Source organism: Nitrosomonas sp. sh817 (genome assembly GCF_030908545.1).
Taxonomy (GTDB): Bacteria; Pseudomonadota; Gammaproteobacteria; order Burkholderiales; family Nitrosomonadaceae; genus Nitrosomonas.
In genome coordinates this window covers 328600-346998 of sequence record NZ_CP133083.1, presented here as the reverse complement: position 1 = coordinate 346998, position 18399 = coordinate 328600, and the positions used below count along the sequence as shown (strand labels likewise).

General features: G+C 49.2%; 15 protein-coding genes and 2 tRNA genes. 6 read left to right on the top strand and 11 right to left on the bottom strand.

From position 1 onward, the window contains the following. Positions 1 to 36: 36 nt before the first annotated feature. The 7 genes from RBH92_RS01725 to RBH92_RS01695 all read right to left on the bottom strand — a co-directional run bounded on the left by RBH92_RS01725 (position 37) and on the right by RBH92_RS01695 (position 6264). On the bottom strand, positions 37 to 654 hold the full coding sequence (locus RBH92_RS01725) for an RlmE family RNA methyltransferase (RefSeq protein WP_307932992.1): 618 nt from the start codon (positions 652 to 654) through the stop codon (positions 37 to 39). A 123-nt stretch (positions 655 to 777) separates the two neighbouring features. Beyond that, positions 778 to 854: transfer RNA gene (locus RBH92_RS01720), tRNA-Ile, on the bottom strand. An 11-nt stretch (positions 855 to 865) separates the two neighbouring features. Next, positions 866 to 3127: an RNA polymerase sigma factor RpoD gene (rpoD, locus tag RBH92_RS01715; protein ID WP_374049944.1), complete on the bottom strand. Its 2262-nt coding sequence runs from the start codon at positions 3125 to 3127 to the stop codon at positions 866 to 868. 87 nt (positions 3128 to 3214) lie between these two features. Continuing rightward, positions 3215 to 5017, bottom strand: coding sequence for a DNA primase (gene dnaG, locus RBH92_RS01710; protein ID WP_307932991.1), 1803 nt, complete (start codon positions 5015 to 5017; stop codon positions 3215 to 3217). Positions 5018 to 5089: 72 nt separating this feature from the next. Next, the gene (locus RBH92_RS01705) at positions 5090 to 5533 is read right to left on the bottom strand and encodes a GatB/YqeY domain-containing protein (RefSeq protein ID WP_307932990.1); all 444 of its coding nucleotides are present in this window, start codon (positions 5531 to 5533) and stop codon (positions 5090 to 5092) included. 125 nt (positions 5534 to 5658) lie between these two features. After that, positions 5659 to 5871, bottom strand: a complete 213-nt coding sequence (gene rpsU, locus RBH92_RS01700; protein WP_013648785.1) for a 30S ribosomal protein S21 — start codon at positions 5869 to 5871, stop codon at positions 5659 to 5661. Positions 5872 to 6188: 317 nt separating this feature from the next. Beyond that, positions 6189 to 6264, bottom strand: a tRNA-Met gene (locus tag RBH92_RS01695). Between the two features lie 258 nt (positions 6265 to 6522). Here RBH92_RS01695 and RBH92_RS01690 point away from each other — a divergent pair. After that, positions 6523 to 7689 carry a UbiH/UbiF family hydroxylase gene (locus RBH92_RS01690; RefSeq protein ID WP_307932989.1) on the top strand — a complete coding sequence of 389 codons (1167 nt, stop codon included), beginning with the start codon at positions 6523 to 6525 and terminating at the stop codon, positions 7687 to 7689. Between the two features lie 25 nt (positions 7690 to 7714). Further along, on the top strand, positions 7715 to 8437 hold the full coding sequence (locus RBH92_RS01685) for a DsbC family protein (protein ID WP_307932988.1): 723 nt from the start codon (positions 7715 to 7717) through the stop codon (positions 8435 to 8437). Positions 8438 to 8487: 50 nt separating this feature from the next. Here RBH92_RS01685 and mltA read toward each other — a convergent pair whose 3' ends face one another. Further along, positions 8488 to 9690: a murein transglycosylase A gene (mltA, locus tag RBH92_RS01680; RefSeq protein ID WP_307932987.1), complete on the bottom strand. Its 1203-nt coding sequence runs from the start codon at positions 9688 to 9690 to the stop codon at positions 8488 to 8490. 374 nt (positions 9691 to 10064) lie between these two features. After that, positions 10065 to 10811: a Nif3-like dinuclear metal center hexameric protein gene (locus RBH92_RS01675; protein WP_307932986.1), complete on the bottom strand. Its 747-nt coding sequence runs from the start codon at positions 10809 to 10811 to the stop codon at positions 10065 to 10067. A gap of 61 nt (positions 10812 to 10872) precedes the next feature. Between RBH92_RS01675 and RBH92_RS01670 the strand changes: the two genes are divergently transcribed. Next, complete coding sequence (locus tag RBH92_RS01670) at positions 10873 to 12012, top strand: Do family serine endopeptidase (RefSeq protein ID WP_307932985.1); 1140 nt, start codon at positions 10873 to 10875, stop codon at positions 12010 to 12012. A 39-nt stretch (positions 12013 to 12051) separates the two neighbouring features. After that, positions 12052 to 13704, top strand: a complete 1653-nt coding sequence (locus RBH92_RS01665; protein WP_307932984.1) for an MFS transporter — start codon at positions 12052 to 12054, stop codon at positions 13702 to 13704. Between the two features lie 42 nt (positions 13705 to 13746). Here RBH92_RS01665 and RBH92_RS01660 read toward each other — a convergent pair whose 3' ends face one another. Continuing rightward, complete coding sequence (locus RBH92_RS01660) at positions 13747 to 14538, bottom strand: YiiX/YebB-like N1pC/P60 family cysteine hydrolase (RefSeq protein ID WP_292924088.1); 792 nt, start codon at positions 14536 to 14538, stop codon at positions 13747 to 13749. Between the two features lie 269 nt (positions 14539 to 14807). Next, the gene (locus RBH92_RS01655; protein WP_307932983.1) at positions 14808 to 15017 is read right to left on the bottom strand and encodes a hypothetical protein; all 210 of its coding nucleotides are present in this window, start codon (positions 15015 to 15017) and stop codon (positions 14808 to 14810) included. Between the two features lie 138 nt (positions 15018 to 15155). Here RBH92_RS01655 and RBH92_RS01650 point away from each other — a divergent pair, with 138 nt between their 5' ends. Continuing rightward, positions 15156 to 17195: a cation-translocating P-type ATPase gene (locus RBH92_RS01650; RefSeq protein WP_307932982.1), complete on the top strand. Its 2040-nt coding sequence runs from the start codon at positions 15156 to 15158 to the stop codon at positions 17193 to 17195. An 80-nt stretch (positions 17196 to 17275) separates the two neighbouring features. After that, entirely contained in the window at positions 17276 to 18298 is a 1023-nt protein-coding gene (locus RBH92_RS01645) for an IS110 family RNA-guided transposase (RefSeq protein ID WP_074722071.1), read from the top strand. Positions 18299 to 18399: the final 101 nt, after the last annotated feature.

Here is an 18399-nt window from a genome sequence, read left to right as displayed (position 1 = left end):
GATATCTACTCATTTTTTGTTAGCAGTCACTTTTATTTACTTTTTCCCTAAACCAAGCAAATACAATTCATTGCTCCGATCACGAGAAGCTTTCGGTTTTCGTATCGCTACATTATTAAACCCGGCTCGCATATCACGAAGAAATTGATCAAAATCCCTTCCCTGAAAAACTTTGACTAAGAAATTTCCGCTATAGTTCAGTTGTTCCATCGCAAAAGCAAAAGCCAATTCTGCCAGATACATACTTCTCGCCTGATCGCTAACAGCAATACCACTCATATTTGGCGCCATATCCGAAATAACCAAGTCTGGCTGATGCCCCTCGAGTTGTTCCCTCAATTCACTCAACGCAATTTCTTCCATGAAATCGCCTTGAATAAATTCCACTCCGGGTAGCGGCAGCATTTCAAGAATATCCAACGCTATCACTCTGCCTTTAGGTGCCACTTTCTGGCTCGCAACTTGTGACCAGCTGCCTGGCGCGGCTCCTAAATCCACTACAGTCATTCCAGATTTCAGAATATGATCCCGCTCGGTAATTTCCAATAATTTATAAGCGGCACGCGAACGATAGCCATCCTTTCTGGCTTGCTTGACAAAAAAATCACTGACATGCTCTTTCATCCAGGCCTTGCTGGTTTTGGTACGTTTCATCCGGAAATACTATTTTATCTGAGGTTGAAACTGAAAAATCTGTTCGATAACATTGGCGCTTGTTCTAAAAACATTTACCTAAAAATAAAAAAAGCACTTTGTTAAAAAACATAAGTGCTTTTTTGGTGGGTCTGGTTGGACTCGAACCAACGACCAAGGGATTATGAGTCCCCTGCTCTAACCGACTGAGCTACAGACCCCAAGACAAAAATTAATTGTTGCCGGTATCCAGAAAACTGCGTAACCGTTCCGAGCGGGCTGGGTGGCGCAGTTTGCGTAATGCTTTCGCTTCAATCTGGCGAATACGCTCACGAGTCACATCAAACTGCTTACCAACTTCTTCCAAAGTATGATCCGTATTCATTTCAATACCGAAACGCATCCGCAGCACCTTAGCTTCGCGTGGCGTTAATGAATCCAATATATCCTTGGTTACCCCACGCAGGCTTGCGTATACCGCAGCATCGGCCGGCGCCATTGTTGCAGCATCTTCAATAAAATCACCCAAGTGTGAATCCTCATCGTCACCGATCGGTGTTTCCATCGATATAGGTTCTTTAGAGATTTTAAGAATTTTACGGATCTTCTCTTCGGGCATCTCCATTTTTTGCGCCAATACAGCCGGTTCCGGTTCTTGTCCGGTCTCCTGCAAAATCTGACGGGAAATGCGATTCATTTTATTGATGGTTTCAATCATGTGCACCGGTATCCGGATCGTCCGCGCTTGATCGGCGATTGAGCGGGTAATCGCTTGACGTATCCACCATGTCGCATACGTTGAAAATTTGTAACCACGTCGATACTCGAATTTATCGACCGCCTTCATCAAGCCGATATTTCCCTCTTGAATGAGATCAAGGAATTGCAAACCACGATTGGTATACTTCTTAGCAATCGAAATTACCAGCCGCAAATTCGCTTCGGTCATTTCACGCTTGGCCCGGCGTGCTTTAGCTTCGCCAGTCGACATTTTACGGTTAATTTCCTTGAGGTCCTTGATCGGAATACCAATTTTGTCTCTCAAAGACAGCAAATTTTGCTGCTCCTCAAGAATCGCGGGTTTATAGTGTTCGAGCGACTGACTATAAGGCTTCCCCGCATTGATTTCCTGAACTATCCAGTCAAGATTGGTTTCATTTCCCGGAAAAGTTTTGATGAAATGGTTTCGTGGCATCTTCGCCTTGGATACACACAAATCCATAATTTTGCGTTCGTAATTCCGTACATCGCCAACCAACTCGCGCTGCGTATCACAAAGCTTTTCCACCATTTTTGCTGAAAAACGGATACCCATCAGTTCGGAAGAAATTTTATCCTGTAAGTCGAGATAGGCTTGCTGATAAGAACCTTCTTTATCAAGCAGTACTTGCATCTCATGATAAATTTCGCGAATGACTGCAAAACGTTCCAGTGCATCTGTTTTTAACTTTAGCAGATCAGCACTGGCAATTGCGGAGCCATCACCTTCCTCATCTTCATCTTCGTCACCAAGATCACCTGACGCCAGTTCTTGATCGAGCGACTCTTCCGAGAACTCCTCGTTAGTAATTTCTTGCGCATTCGCATCCAACAAACCATCCACTACCTCATCGATGCGAATAATATCTTTCTCGACTTCCGTTGCCAGATCGACAATCTTTCCAATAATAGGAGGACAAGCCGAAATCGCTTGAATCATGTGCCGCAACCCGCCTTCGATCCGCTTTGCGATCTCGATCTCGCTTTCACGTGTCAGCAAGCCAACCGAACCCATTTCACGCATATACATGCGGACCGGATCCGTTGTACGACCAAACTCAGAATCAACTGTGGAAAGTGCTGCTTCGGCTTCTTCTGCAACATCTTCATCGGCAACAGTCGTTGCCGCATCCGACATCAACAATGTCTCGGCATCAGGTGCTTCGTCATGCACCGATATGCCCATATCATTGATCATGCTGATGATGCCTTCAATTTGCTCAGCATCGAGCATATCATCGGGCAAATGATCATTTATTTCTGCATATGTCAGATAACCGCGCTCTTTGCCCAAACCAATCAGTATTTTCAGGCGCATACGACGCGCTTCAATATCCTGTGGTTGCGAACTGCCGCTTTCGATAGCAGAAACAGCCCCCATCTCGTCCAATTGATCAATCACAGCGTTCGCTTTATTTTTCTTCGGCGTTCTTCCTCTGGTTTTTTTACCGTCATTTGATTCCGCATTAAAAAAATCGGACACAACTGCTGGAGAGGCGCCCCCCTCTCTTGACTCTGCGGTATCGGAAGCAGCGATTCCTGCGACAACATCATTGTTTATCACTTTTTCGGACGACTGCTTGCCCGCCGCTTTCTTCGTTTTCTTCTCAGATTCTGCCGCTAATTTCTCAGACTTTTCTTTTTCTATCATTTCATTTTCAGGATTTTTCACTTTCTTGGTTGTTTGGTTCTTGGCAACCTCGTTATTTTTCGACTCGACCGCTTTCTTTGGCATATTGGATTCCCAATACAATAAATTAAATAAGGTGCTAAAAGTTTAGAATTGTATCAAAATTCGACACATACTAACACTATGTAACTGCTACTGCTGTTTAACCAATTGTTGCAGCTCTTTTTTTTCCTCGTCACTGAGCATATTCAGCGACTTGCTCTGCAACTCAGTAATACGTTCCTTATACTGCATAAGTCTTAATTTTTTCAGAATATCTGAAAATTCGGACTCAATAGCTGTTGAATGATTCCATTCTAGCGTTTCGCACTCGATACTTTCCAACAACGCTTTAAGGGGGTTATTTTGAAAATAGCCCGCTATTGAAAATACCGAATTATTCTCAGTTAAATTAGGATGCGCATCGAAAAATTCAAATAATGCTTCTAACGCGGCAATCTCTTCATTTTTCGCGTCCGATTTGACCAGCAAACCTCGATCAAGTTTAGTTACATAACTTGGATCGTCCAATAATATCCGAATCAAGCGCCGGTACAGTGTAACCGCCTGTTTTCTTTCATTACCCCCAATCTTCTTGGTTTCGGGAATACGCTTAATCTGAAGCAAAGTTTCTAATTCTTTATCAGCAAGCTCGCTCAATTCCGCCAGACGTCTTTTTAGAATTAATGACAATGCCGGCGCTACAATTCGCTGCAGTAAGGGTTTCGCATCTTTAACCAGCTTTGCGCGGCCTTCGCTGGTTTGCAGTTTTAGCCCGGCGCATAACTCCTTGAAAAAGAATTCTGATAACGGGACCGCTTGCGAGATTTGCTTCTCGAAAGACTCTTTCCCGAATTGATTGACGTAACTGTCGGGATCAGCACCTTCAGGCAAAAAAAGAAATCCCAGATACTTACCATCCGTCAGCAATTCCAAACTATTTTCCAGCGCTCGCCATGCTGCTTTTCTACCCGCCCGGTCACCATCGAAGCAAAAAATGATGTTGTCTGTTTGACGTAACAGTTTTTGGATATGAATGCCGGTAGTAGCTGTACCCAAGGTAGCCACTACGTTATCAATGCCATGTTGCGAAAGCGCGATCACATCCATGTAACCTTCCACAACAATGACACAATTTGCTTCACGGATAGCGCGGCGTGCCGAAAAAAAATTATATAGCTCCCGGCCTTTCCCGAACAAAACTGTTTCAGGAGAATTTAGATATTTCGGTTCTTCCTGCGCCAAAACCCTTCCGCCAAATCCGACGATCCGCCCTTTCTGATTAAGAATCGGGAACATAATCCGATCTCTGAAGCGATCATATTGTTTGGCATCATCGTTAATGATGATCAGGCCCGCTTGCGCCAGAATCTTTTTGGTTTTTTCGGCGGCATAATCCGGAAAAACAGCTTCCAGATTCTGCCAAGCTGCAGGCGCATAACCAATGGCAAATCGCGCTGCAGTTTTTCCGGATATACCGCGTGTCTTAAGATAAGCGATTGCCTTTCCGGAATGTTTGAGCTGCTCACGATAATAATGAGTCGCCATTTGCATTGCATTAATCAATTCGTCCGACGAGACCTCGTCATTTCCATGACCCTGATTAAATTCCTGATTTTGTGACAAATCATTTGAAGAAGCGCTCTCAGAAGAAATCTTACCTGATTGCACAGGCACTTCTATCCCGGCATACCCCGCCAGGCTCTGCACCGCTTCCACAAAACTCAATCCGCTGTACTCAATCAAGAAACTGATTGCATTACCATGCGCACCGCAACCGAAGCAATGATAGAACTGCTTGGTTTGACTGACTGTAAAAGAAGGGGTTTTCTCATTATGAAACGGGCAACAGGCAACAAAATTGGCCCCCGCCTTTTTCAAAGGAACATGATGATCAATCGTATCAACAATATCAACCCGATTGAGCAAATCATGAATAAAAGACTGTGGAATCATTGACTAGAAGCTATAAAATCGCTAGCACCTAGTATAAATAAATTAGAGGAACTACGGTTGTTTTTAATATGATTATACTAACTTGGATTTAATAAGCACCGATACTTTTGCCATATCCGCCCGTCCAGCCAGCTTCGACTTTAGGAGAGCCATGACCTTACCCATATCCTGCATTCCCGAAGCGCCGGTTTCCGAAATGGCTGCATCAATAAGATCATCAATCTCCGATTCGGAGTATGGCTGAGGCATATAAACGCTTAAAAAAGCAATTTCATCTTTCTCGATTTCTGCTAAATCCGGACGCTTGGCCGCCTCATAGTGTGCAATCGAGTCTTTTCGTTGCTTAAGCATTTTCTCAATCACAGCAACCACTGCCGCATCATCCAGGACGATGCGTTCATCAACTTCGCGTTGTTTAATCGCTGCTTGCAGTAATCGAATCGTGTCCCGCTGCTTCGTATTGCCTGTCCGCATTGCCGATTTCAAATCGTCGGCAATTCTTTCCTTCAAACTCATATTCGTTTTAACGTAAGCAGGTGACTAACTGAAACATCAGATGCCAGAACAGCAGAACAGTACTTTCGCTAACAAGCTTTGTACGACTGTCTTTTATGTTCCGTTCGGCCTATATTTAAAGAAAACTAATAAAGTTTAGGCGGTAGCAATTGACTACGGAGGCGCTTATAGTTCCTTTTCACAGCCGCCGCGAGTTTTCTTTTGCGTTCCGCGGTCGGTTTTTCATAAAACTCGCGCGCGCGTAATTCTGTCAAGATCCCCGTTTTTTCTATTGAACGTTTAAAACGGCGCATTGCCACTTCGAATGGTTCATTTTCCTTAACTTTAATCGTTGTCATAAATAGGCAATACCCTCACATATAATAGATTAATAAAAACTTTGCCGTAACCACATGTGCAGCACAACAAAAGTCGGCAAGTATAACACTGTGAATTTGGTTATAAAAGATTTATTTACATCGCCAGGAAGCAATGCTGAGTGCTCCGGAGAAACTTTGAAATGGACAGAAAAATTCAGAGGCCCCTAGAGATGCGTTAGCTTTCGCATCCATCTCAATGATAAAGATTCGCAGTGTTATTGTTGCAGATTGTTGTGAATTTATAGCAAGAAATATGCATTCATAATGACCATATTTCTTTTTTAGCGCCGGCAGACTGGTGGCGAATCAGGGATTTGAACCCCGGACCAACGGATTATGATTCCGCTGCTCTAACCACTGAGCTAATTCGCCACATGCAAAACACAAGCCGGGCATTTTGCCCTCGGGATAATGTCTTGTCAAGACTAAGAATCTGATGAAGCAGTGGTATCACCGGGATTTATCGAATCTAAAATATTCTTTGTGATTTCAGAGCATACTCGCTCGATACTCATCATTGGCAGCATTTTAATGCTCGACGATGCCTCATTACCGTAAAGCATACGTAACCAATCGGAGTTATCGTTTGTTTTGAACCTTCAACGCTAAAGCAGTTGTATAATCCAGCTCATGAAATTCGATCTGATAATCATCGGCGGCGGGCTGGTTGGAGCCGGATTGGCGGCAGCGTTAAAGGATTGCGGCCTCAAAATTGCTGTAATTGAACCGCACCTGACCATGCCGCCGCCCCAGGATGACAGCTGGGATAGCCGGGTTTACGCAATCAGTCCGGGCAGCGCGGCTTTTTTGCGCTCGCTGGGCGCATGGCCGCTCATGGATGCCGAACACATTGCCCCTGTTTATGAAATGTCGGTTTTCGGTGACGATAATACAGCCCGCATTAATTTCAGCGCCTATGAGATCGGCGTGCCGGAATTGGCCTTCATTATTGAAAACCGTCAATTGCAGTCAGCGGTATGGAAAGTGCTCCAAGCCGCTAACAACAATATTCAGATATTTTGTCCTGCAAAATGCGCCGCAATCAGATGGCTGGAATCGCACGTCGAAGTTCAACTGGAAGATGGCCGCCTGCTGGAAGCGGCACTGTTGGTTGGAGCGGATGGTGTGAACTCATGGGTACGTCAACAAGCTGGAATTGATGTTAAGAAGCATACCTATCATCAAATCGGCGTGGTAGCCAATTTCAGCACCGAACGGGCGCATCGCCAAATCGCGCATCAGTGGTTTCGCCGGGATGGAATACTCGCCTTGCTGCCGCTTCCCGATAAGCGGGTATCGATGGTTTGGTCAACCGGCGAAGATCATGCCGGTTTTCTGACTCACCTGCCGGCGGAAGAACTGTGCCGCCGGGTAGAAGAAGCATCCTCGCATGCACTGGGAAAGCTGCAACTGATAACACCCCCGACCGGATTTCCATTGAATTTTGTACACGTGGAGAAATTAACCAAGCCGCGTTTAGTGCTGATCGGCGATGCTGCCCACGGCATCCATCCTCTAGCCGGGCAAGGCGTCAACTTAGGTCTACGTGACACCCGGGAATTAACAGCGATACTCAAAGCACACAACCATACGGATTGTGGAAATTCGATGTTGCTGCGGCGTTACGAACTGGCACGAAAAGAAGATATTCTGGCATTGGAGTTAGTAACCGATGGTTTACAAAAGCTGTTTAACAATGCCAATCCGACCATAGCGCGCCTGCGCAATCTTGGACTCGAGATCACCGACCGGCTGCCACTGATTAAAAATCGACTGATGCAACACGCCCTGAACTAATCATTATTTTGTAACTGGAGTTATTATGGCAACACGCTTAAGGCTTTTCATTTCTTTACTGATTTTAGGTGCTTTTTCGACAATCGCTTGTGCCGATGAAGAAGCTTTGAGAAAAGCGATTGAACCGCATTTTGCCGGTCAAAAAATAGACAGCATCAAGAAAACTCCTTTCATGGGCTTGTACGAAGTCGTGGTAGGCGATGAAGTTTTCTATACCGACGATAAAGCCGACTACTTTTTCTTTGGTCACGTAATTGATACTAAAACCCGAGTCAGCATGACGAATGAACGCATCCAGGAAATCAAAGCCGCTCGCCGCGTTCCATTCGACAGCTTACCGCTGCAATACGCGATCAAAGCAGTCAAAGGCGACGGCAGCCGGAAATTAGCAGTCTATACCGACCCCAATTGCCCCTATTGCAAGCAATTGGAAAAAGAATTGCTGAACATTAACAATGTGACCGTCTATAACTTGCTGTACCCGGTGCTGCGAGGTTCGATGGAGTTATCAGCAAAAATCTGGTGTTCCAGTAATCAACTCAAAGCGTGGGAAGATTTCATGTTAAAAAGCGTCGCACCATCGTCGAAAGATTGTGAAACACCGCTGGAAACCTTGGTCCAGTCAGGTCGCGAAAATAAAGTATCCGGCACGCCGACCCTCATTTTCGCAGATGGTTCGATTGTCGGCGGTATGATCCCGGCAGCGGCGATCGAAGAAAAACTGGATAGCGCCGCTAAAAGCAAATAATCATAAAAACAAAAACTTAATGGCTTGATGAAAAAATCAGCAAGCCTTTTTTATTGCCGCGACACCAGGGGAAGCTGATAGTCACGCGGCAGCAACACCCACATTTTTCCCGATTGCTTCATTTTGCCTGCCTGAATACCGGCTTCATGCCCGAAACCCCAGAAAAAATCCGCACGCACCCCGCCTTTAATCGCACCCCCCACGTCCTGAGCGACCATGAGGCGATTGAGCGGTTTGTTAGTATTTGGCCAGGTCGTCGACAAAAATACCGGCGCCCCTTGCGGAATGGATAGCGGATCAATCGCGATACTGCGGCCAGCAGTCAATGGCACGCCCAGCGCGCCAATCGGCCCCGACAAATCGGATGGCAGCTCACGGAAAAATACATAACGCGCATTTTGCTGCAACAGCTCCGGCAGTTTTTTCGGATTTTGCTGCCCCCACTGTTTAATACCTTGCATGGAGGCTTTCTCGAGCGGCAATTCACCCCGTTCCACCAACAGCTTGCCGATTGAATTGTAAGGATAACCATTCTGATCGGCAAAGCCGACTTTCATGACTTCGCCATTATCGAATACGATTCGGCCTGAGCCTTGCACATGCAGAAAAAATAACTCAACTTCGTCCTCCACCCACAACAATTCGTAACCATCCAGCAGCTTCGGGTTATTCATGATGTCGGCGCGGGAATGGAACGGTACTACCTTGCGTCCATCCAAACGGCCACGCAAGCGTAAATCCTTCAACTCCGGATAGGCGGCGCCCAAGTCGATCGTCAGCAGATCATCAGGTGCGGCATAAATAGGAAAGCGATAACGGCTGGAAGGTTTGCGGCTGCCTTTGAGCAAGGGTTCGTAATATCCGGTTACCAATCCCTCCTGAGTGTTATCGGTATTGATAATTTGATAAGGCATAAAATGGGTTTCAAAAAATTTCCTCACCGCTGCGTTATCGGGTTGCTTAAGCAACGATGCCTGTTGGCATGACGCTTTCCATACCGGTTGCTTACTCAAAGCCAGACAGCTTTTCTGAAAAGCTTGCCAAGCAGGCAGCAGATCGTCATCCCGCCAGCCGGTCAGCGCGGACCAAGCCACTTTCTTTTGAATGGATTTGGTAAACGGCTTATCAGGCGGCAGCGCGGGCGTCACCACTTCCGCCGGTTTACCGGGTTCCACCACAGGACTCACGGACTCAGTCGCGCAACCGGTCAACAACGAACACAGCAAAATAATAAAACTTAATTGGTTTTTCATCGGATTTTGGTTAAAGTAGAAAACTTATGAATTTTGATAACAAAGTTAAAAAATGTGGTTACTCATCGTCGAAGCAGCAATGGCATTAGGTCTTTTTCTTTTCATCATCTGGTGGACCATGTTCTCCGGTAAAAAAAAGAAAAAGGATGATGATCACAACGTATAATTCGCAACGCTCAAACCCGCCAACACAGCACTTGACGCAAATATTCCCCGCCATCCATTAAGGAAAAGCTGATTAATTGACTGCACGAGCGAATCACTTCGTTACGCGGTCTCACATCCTCGCCTATCTTGTTGATATATCTCGGCTGCTGCGTTCCGTGCGCCTCGTGCTTCATCTCATTCGTTGAATTAATCAGCATTTCCTTAGATTACACCGGATTCTCGATATCGATAAACTGATGGCGGATACCGAATTTTTGCGCGATATGATCACCCACCGCCTGCACACCGTAGCGCTCGGTTGCGTGATGGCCAGCGACAATGAATGCGACGCCGGATTCACGCGCAAGGTGCACATGCCGCTCGGAAATTTCACCGGTCAAATAAGCATCGATTCCCTGCTGAATAGCCAATTCGAAATAGTCTTGCGCAGCCCCGGTGCACCAGGCAATCTGCCGTACCGGTTTATCCGGATCGCCGATAATCATCGGTTTGCGCAATAAAGTCCGAGAAATTTTATGGCTGAATGTATTCAGCGTAACAGCTTGCGGTAATTCTCCGATAATTCCGATTTCCTGTTCGCCGAAACGGCCGGTTTCGATCAAGCCCAGCTTTTTTCCCAACAACGCGTTATTGCCTAAATGAGGATGCGCATCCAGCGGCAGATGATAGGCGAATAAATTGATTTGCTGATTCAGCAACAACGCGATACGGCGGCTTTTGATACCGGTAATGCGCATGTCTTCGCCACGCCAGAAATAGCCGTGATGCACCAGAATCGCATCCGCTTTGGCTGCAATTGCGGCTTGCAGAAGATCCAACGAAGCCGTTACACCGCTGATGATCGTTTGAATTTCGCCGCGCCCTTCCACTTGCAAGCCATTTGGGCAATAATCATGAAAGCGGGAAATATCCAGCAACTGATTCAAATGATTTTCCAGTTCATCCCGATGCATTGACGCTCTCCTTGGCGCATATACTACTTTGCAGTAAATTAATTTTGGAGTAACCACACTGATGTACAGACTTTGGTTAATTTTTGCACAAACAGCAACAATTTTTCTGGCTATTTTTTTTGTTGTATCAACATTACGGCCAGATTTGCTGTCATGGAGGCCGCGCGGAGAAATCGTGACAATAACGGAAACGGCGCCCGCCGTGGAAACGCCGAGACCGGATAGCTACTCCAATGCTGCAGAAGCCGCCATACCGTCAGTCGTCAATATTTTTACCAGTAAGGAAATTAAAGAGCCGGCTCATCCCTTGTTGAACGATCCATTGTTCCGCCGGTTCTTTGGCGATCAATTCGAATCACGGACACGCCGCACATCCAGTCTGGGATCCGGCGTCATCGTCAGCGGCAATGGCTATATTCTGACCAATCACCACGTAATCGAAGCTTCCGACGAAGTCGAAATCGCGTTGTTCGACGGCCGCAAAGCCAAAGCAAAATTAATCGGTTCGGACCCGGAAACCGATCTGGCAGTCCTTAAAACCGATTTAAAGGATCTCCCGGCAATCACATTCGGACAATCGCAGCAGGTCAAAGTGGGAGACGTGGTACTGGCCGTCGGCAATCCATTCGGTGTCGGCCAGAGCGTTACCATGGGCATTGTCAGCGCCTTAAGCAGAAGCCGGGTCGGCATCAACACGTTTGAAGACTTTATCCAAACCGATGCCGCCATCAATCCGGGTAATTCCGGCGGCGCGCTGACCGATACATCGGGCAACCTGATCGGCATCAACACCGCCATCTATTCCCGCAGCGGCGGATCCCTGGGTATCGGCTTTGCGATCCCGGTCCACAACGCCAAGCAGATCATGGAACAAATCATACAATCCGGTAGCGTCACGCGCGGCTGGCTGGGCGTGAGTATGCAAGACATGACGCCGGAACTGGCGGAGTCTTTCGGTCTAACACAGCCGGCCGGATCGTTAATCGCCAGCGTCCTCAAAGACGGCCCGGCGGATAATGCCGGCATCAAAGCCGGCGATATCCTGATCGCAGTCGAAGGAAAACCGGTGAATAACGCATCGGAGCTACTCAAGATCGTTGCCGCTCTGGCACCCGGTGAGAATGTCACGGTGACGGTTATCCGCAACAAACAGGAAAAATCCATCCCGGTCAAAGTGGGTGTCCGGCCTAGGCAAAAATAACGCTATCCATAAAATCAAAACAAGAAATCTCACAACGCTATGAAAAATCTACTACCGGCAACCGGTTTCCTGTCCGTCATCGCGCAATGGTTCAGCGCCAATATTCTGGCGCTTGGCCGTGAAATGCGACTGTCTTATCTACCACCTTTGATGGTGTATGTCGCCGCAGGCATTTCCGGTTTGACCGGCATCGTCGGCACCTTCTATGTCAAGGAGAAACTGGGGTTATCCGCCGAGTTTCTGGCCATGCTCGGATTCTGGATGATGCTGCCTTGGGCGCTCAAAATGCCGATGGGGCATCTGGTCGATTTGATCTGGCGATGGAAAGGCTTGCTGGTGTATCTCGGCGCCAGCTTGATCATGCTGAGTCTGTTAATCATGATTGGTCTGCTGGGACACACCGAAGCCATGATCGCCATCTCCTCCGTCGAAACCTGGTATGTCACCTCCGCGCTGCTGGCGCCTATCGGCTATGTATTACAGGATGTCGTCGCCGATGCCATGACCGTCGAAGCGGTGCCGCGCATTGATGAAAATGGCAATAAGCTGGATTTGGAAAAACGCAAACTGATGCATGTCACCATGCAAACCCTCGGGCGCGTTGCTATCATCGGCGGCGGCGTGCTGGTATCGGTTGCCAATGTTTTTTTGCTGCGCGACGCAGGAGCGTTGCCGGAAGCCGAAAAAGAAGCGGTGTATTTACTGGTTTACGAATTGGCGCTGATCATCCCGCTGATTTCGATTCTGGGCGTGGTGTTCGCATCCTGGCTGCAACGGCGCGAGCGTAAACGCTTTCTGGCGCAAGGCCACAGCCGGCAAGAAGTTGATAAACTGCTCAGCGTTCACTCCGAATCACCGCCGGTTAATTGGTGGATTCTCGGCGGCGGGCTGGCGTTTACCATCATATCGCTGAGCGTCGGTTTGAGCCGGATACCTGCCGGCGAGGAAATCATTTTTGTCATTTCCTTAACAATTATCCTGTTTCTGATGTGGCGCCTGACCGGGGAACTGGAACCCGAAGCCCGCAACGTGCTGGTCGGCACCGCAGTCATGATTTTTATTTTCCGCGCCATCCCCGGTCCCGGCGCCGGTTCTACCTGGTGGATGATCGACGAACTGGGATTCGATCAACAATTTCTCGCCGTCTTGTCGCTGGTCGGCGCAACACTGACTTTGTTCGGCATGTTCATTTTCCGCCGCTTCATGGCAGAACGTTCGATCGCTTACATCATCGGCTTTCTGACCGTTGTCGGCACTTTTCTGTCATTTCCGATCATCGGCATGTATTTCGGATTGCACGAATGGACTGCGGCGATGACAGGCGGCATGGTCGACGCCCGGTTTATCGTGCTGATTGATACAGCCTTGGAATCGCCGCTGGGACAAATCGCGATGATTCCGATGCTGGCATGGATCGCCAACTCCGCGCCGGATAAACTCAAAGCCACTTTCTTTGCAGTCATGGCTTCTTTTACCAATCTGGCATTATCGGCTTCGCAACTGGGCACGAAATATCTTAATCAGATCTACGAAGTCAAACGCGAAGTCAAGGACGCGGCTACCGGTCAGATCACGATTCCCGCCGATTACAGCGAACTCGGGCATTTATTGATTACCGTCACGGTCATCGGTTTTGTGATACCGCTCGTCACGATTCTGATCGTCAAGCACTCACGTTTCCGCAATGCCTGACGAATTGTGAACCAATGCTTACAGGTGCGTTTCTTTTCATCGCTAATCGCATCCGCAAGGATCATCTTCTTGCTCCGCATCGCTCCAGGCAAGCTTGCGGTAGTCGAAGCCGTTTTTCAGCACGGGTTTGATGATATCGAAATACGGTGAGATATCGAAGTCGCGCGGTGTAAACAAACTATAGTGACGGATGTGATAGATTTCCGCGTAGCAATCGAAATTCCTGGGATCCTTCGACCACGCGCGCCGGATTTCCGGAAGTATCGGGTAGCGCACCGATTCGAACGCTTGTGCAATCAGCGTTGAACAAATCGCCCGCGTTGGGTCGCCGCTGCCAAGCGCGAGTAGGCGTCTGCGGAATCTGGTCGGAACCGGCGCTGTTGGCAAAAGGTAGCGCAACAAGTCGAAAATGTGCTTTAGATCGTATTGGTGGCCTATGCGCGAAATCGCAAAATCGACGACCCGCTTACGGTCTTCATTGCTCAGCCCGACCGGACGGCATATGCGTGTGTGCATTTGCGCATAATGCGCCAAGGTGATGGCGCGCACCCCTTCTTTCAGATCGGCTTCAATCAATACCTTTGGCAATTCCCACGGTGCGCCGTGCGGCAAGACATCGCCGACATACAGCGCGGCATGCGACCAGGTCGACTGGGTCAGATATTTAATGGCAACACTGATGCGAGTATCGCCCTCAACCAGCAGCACGTCGCCCGGTTGAAGCGTTGTCGTCAGTTGCTCCTGATTGACCGTCGCAACCTGAACACTTTGCCGCACCGGTTTGGTCAAAAATCTTGCCAAGCCGCGTCCCACCAATTCAGTCACCTGCCCCATGCGATTTCCTTACATCGTTATTTATTTTTGAAACATAGCATCAATTAAATCAATTCTAAAGAGCTTTGCATGAGCGGCGGCTGGCTTACGCAAGACACAAAAATATGATTTTGTTGAATATCATCATGTTAAGCCATTGATTAATCGCCATATCAGCTTTGCAACATCAATAGCAACTGATTGAGTCCGCCAGCTACAATTCCGTTTGATGAGCATTTATTGTCAGAATGACACCGATCCCTGTAGCGATGAGAGATTATCGTTCGGAATTAATTGGTTAAATGAATCATTGCCACACCAAGGTTTACTCTGCCAGTGATTGCCAGTAAAATTTTCACGTATTTCCATCTTGGCAGGAAATCATCCGCAAGCATAAACCCTGCACCATAGCGTTTTATTTTAGCCGGCACTCCCATCACATAAGCACTTATGTTTCCTGATTTGAACACGACTGCCACGGTTGTTGCCGCCGCAAACATACCCGGTACGGCCGCTCGCTCCGCTGATCGCCCAATGCGCGAGCGCTATTCCGCGCCGGACGATAATCGCAATACAGATTGGGTTTCCCGCACCTTGATTAAGGTTCCATGTACCGACGATGAGGAATCAGCATAACGATGGAAAACAACACTGCGAAACACAATGAGAAATCATCCGGCAAAAACCTCAACGGATTGGCATGGCATGCATTGCCGCCCGATGAAGTCGCCGTTCTCTGGAAAACTTCCAAGCAATCGGGGTTGACGGCGCAAGAGGCCGCTCAGCGCTTGAGCAATTTCGGCGAGAACTGTCTGCCGGAGCCGGTCCGCCGGGCCGCATGGCTTAGATTCCTTTTGCAGTTTCACAATCCGCTGATCTACGTTCTGCTGCTAGCTGGATCGGTTACCCTTGCATTAGGCGGATTGGTCGATGCGCTGGTCATTTTTTGCGTTGTCGTCATTAACGCCGTCATCGGATTCGTCCAGGAAGGTAAGGCTGAGCGGGCGCTCGATGCAGTCCGCGGTATGCTGGCGGCACGCGCTGCGGTCGTGCGCGACGGCGAGCGCCAGCACATCGATGCGGCACAACTGGTTCCCGGCGATCTGGTGTTGCTGGAATCGGGCGACAAAATTCCCGCTGACTTGCGCCTGATTCATACGCGGAATCTGCAAGTCATCGAATCCGCTCTCACGGGCGAATCAGCACCGGTCGAAAAAGTATCGGCCGCCGTATCTCAGCAAGCCAATCTGGCGGACCGGACCAATATGTGCTATTCCGGGACGCTGGTAAGTTATGGCCAGGCGCAAGGCATCGTTGTCGCTACCGGCGTGCTTACGGAAATCGGACGCATCGGTGCGATGGTGAGCGATGTCAAAAGCTTGGTGACACCGCTGACGCGGCGGCTGGATCAGTTCGCCCGGCAAATCACCGCTTTCATTTTGGGAGTCGCGGCAGTAACGCTGTTGTATGGTTATTACATCGCTCAACTGCCATGGTTCGATTTGTTTCTCGCAGTTGTCGGGTTGGCAGTCGCCGCGATTCCCGAAGGCATGCCGGCCATCGTGACAATCGTGCTGGCGATCGGCACCCGGGTCATGGCGCGCAAGAAAACCATTGTCAGACGTCTGCCGGCAGTCGAAACCCTCGGCTCGGTTTCGGTGATCTGCACCGACAAAACCGGTACGCTGACCCGGAATGAAATGACCGCCGTCCGGCTGGTATTGTCCGATTGCGAGATAACGGTGTCAGGCGCAGGATATGCGCCTGACGGCGGTTTTCACATCAACGGCGTCAATATCGACCCGGCAGCCATTGCCGGATTCGAGGATTTGGCGCGATGCGCGCTGCTTTGCAACGACGCCCGAATTCATCATGATGCCGCCGGCAACTGGATGCTGACCGGCGATCCGACGGAAGGCGCCTTGATGACGCTGGCTCACAAAGCAGGCATGGAACCGTCCGGCGCTGCGCCGCAGTGGCCTCGCATCGACGCAATCCCGTTCGAATCCGAGCGGCAATACATGGTCACGTTGAATCACGATCACGGCGGGCGCCACCTATTGTTTTTGAAAGGCGCGCCGGAACGCGTCTTCGCGCTCTGTAAAACGCAATCCGGCGGCGCTGCTATCGACCGCAATTACTGGGAAGCCGCCGTCACCCGCGCTGCTCAAGCAGGTGAACGGGTGTTAGCGCTCGCCCAAGCGCAATGGTTAGAGAACCGGCAAGACATTGAAGTCAGCGACATCATGCCTCGCTTTGAGCTGTTGGGGCTGGTGGGCATCATTGATCCGCCCCGGGAAGAAGCGATTGCAGCAGTCGCCGAATGCCACTCGGCGGGTGTGAGGGTCAAGATGGTGACTGGCGATCATGCGATCACGGCGGCGGCGATCGGCAGCCAGCTCGGCCTGGTTTCCGGACGAACCCTGACGGGTGATGCGATCGAAAACCTGGATGACAGCGCGTTACGTGAACATGCGCTCACCACCGACATCTTTGCCCGCGCCACACCGGAGCATAAACTGCGGCTGATCACCGCCTTGCAGTCGCAAGGCCATCTCGTGGCAATGACCGGAGACGGTGTAAACGACGCGCCGGCATTGAAGGCGGCTGACATAGGAGATGGTATGGACGCTTCCCTCCCTACGGGGAGTCGGGGTAAGCAATACGAATTAAGTTAGAGCCCCTCGCGGACCTGACGGCATCTACGTGCCAAGGTGGGGATAATAGAATCTTTCCACAAACGGACGGAGGGGCTGAAATGAATTTTACGACATATGGGTTGGATATCGCAAAGCGAGCTTTTCAACTGTACTGGGTAACACACGAGAATGGCGAGATACACAACCGCAAGTTTGGCAAGCAAGAACTGCTGGAGTTTCTGGCGCAACGTGAAGCTGGATTGATTGCAATTGAAGCGTGCGGTAGTGCCCACTGGTGGCGGCGCAAATTGATGGCACTGGGGCATGAAGTCAGATTAATTCACGCCAAGTTTGTCCGGCCTTTTGTGCAAGGCAACAAGACCGATGCGGCAGATGCTAAGGCAATCTGGACAGCGGTACGGCAACCGGGGATGCGGACGGTAGCCGGTAAAACAGAAGATCAACAAGCGATGTTGGCACTACACCGGATGAGATTATCGCTGATCAAGTTCCGCACCATGCAGGTGAATCAACTGCGCGGATTACTCTACGAGTTTGGTGTTACGTTGAAAGGTGGCCGACAAGCAGGCGTGGCAGAAATACAACAACGCATGATTGAACTAGAAGAAATCGTGCCTACCATGCTATTCAAAGCTACTAAGGAGCAGTTAAGGCGTATTGATGAAATTGAGGCTGATGTTCAACACATTGAGCGCAGAATCAAAGATTGGCAAAAACAACAAGCCGCTTGTAGGAAGGTTGCTGAGATTCCAGGTGTGGGAATGCTGACGGCAACCGCCTTGGTCGCGACGATGGGTGAAGCAAATTGCTTCAAATCTGGACGGGAGTTTGCTGCTTTTGTAGGGCTTGTTCCAAGGCAAAGTGGCACGGGCGGTAAGGTCAAGCTGTTAGGTATCAGTAAAAGAGGCGACACGTATTTACGAACTTTGCTGATCCATGGCGCCAGAGCAGTCATGTTCATCGCCAAAGATAAAGGCGCGTGGAGCGAAGCACTGCTGCATAGGCGTCCGACGAATGTGGCCATTGTTGCGATGGCTAACAAGATGGCACGAACGGCGTGGGCGATTTTGGCGCACGATCGAGAGTACCAAAAGGGTTATGTGAGCCAAGAGCCCACATAACAAAGAACAACCACTAAAAAGGAGTGGAATGCTGATAGGTTGCGCAGGTAGATAAACCCGTGTGATGGCGAAACAGGTCGGACCGCAAGAACGTGAACCTG

Excerpts from the sequence above, each read along its gene's own strand:
- RBH92_RS01725 (WP_307932992.1), bottom strand. The coding sequence starts at position 654 with ATGAAACGTACCAAAACCAGCAAGGCCTGGATGAAAGAGCATGTCAGT.
- rpoD (WP_374049944.1), bottom strand. The coding sequence starts at position 3,127 with ATGCCAAAGAAAGCGGTCGAGTCGAAAAATAACGAGGTTGCCAAGAAC.
- dnaG (WP_307932991.1), bottom strand. The coding sequence starts at position 5,017 with ATGATTCCACAGTCTTTTATTCATGATTTGCTCAATCGGGTTGATATT.
- RBH92_RS01705 (WP_307932990.1), bottom strand. The coding sequence starts at position 5,533 with ATGAGTTTGAAGGAAAGAATTGCCGACGATTTGAAATCGGCAATGCGG.
- rpsU (WP_013648785.1), bottom strand. The coding sequence starts at position 5,871 with ATGACAACGATTAAAGTTAAGGAAAATGAACCATTCGAAGTGGCAATG.
- RBH92_RS01690 (WP_307932989.1), top strand. The coding sequence starts at position 6,523 with ATGAAATTCGATCTGATAATCATCGGCGGCGGGCTGGTTGGAGCCGGA.
- RBH92_RS01685 (WP_307932988.1), top strand. The coding sequence starts at position 7,715 with ATGGCAACACGCTTAAGGCTTTTCATTTCTTTACTGATTTTAGGTGCT.
- mltA (WP_307932987.1), bottom strand. The coding sequence starts at position 9,690 with ATGAAAAACCAATTAAGTTTTATTATTTTGCTGTGTTCGTTGTTGACC.
- RBH92_RS01675 (WP_307932986.1), bottom strand. The coding sequence starts at position 10,811 with ATGCATCGGGATGAACTGGAAAATCATTTGAATCAGTTGCTGGATATT.
- RBH92_RS01670 (WP_307932985.1), top strand. The coding sequence starts at position 10,873 with ATGTACAGACTTTGGTTAATTTTTGCACAAACAGCAACAATTTTTCTG.
- RBH92_RS01665 (WP_307932984.1), top strand. The coding sequence starts at position 12,052 with ATGAAAAATCTACTACCGGCAACCGGTTTCCTGTCCGTCATCGCGCAA.
- RBH92_RS01660 (WP_292924088.1), bottom strand. The coding sequence starts at position 14,538 with ATGGGGCAGGTGACTGAATTGGTGGGACGCGGCTTGGCAAGATTTTTG.
- RBH92_RS01655 (WP_307932983.1), bottom strand. The coding sequence starts at position 15,017 with ATGTTTGCGGCGGCAACAACCGTGGCAGTCGTGTTCAAATCAGGAAAC.
- RBH92_RS01650 (WP_307932982.1), top strand. The coding sequence starts at position 15,156 with ATGGAAAACAACACTGCGAAACACAATGAGAAATCATCCGGCAAAAAC.
- RBH92_RS01645 (WP_074722071.1), top strand. The coding sequence starts at position 17,276 with ATGAATTTTACGACATATGGGTTGGATATCGCAAAGCGAGCTTTTCAA.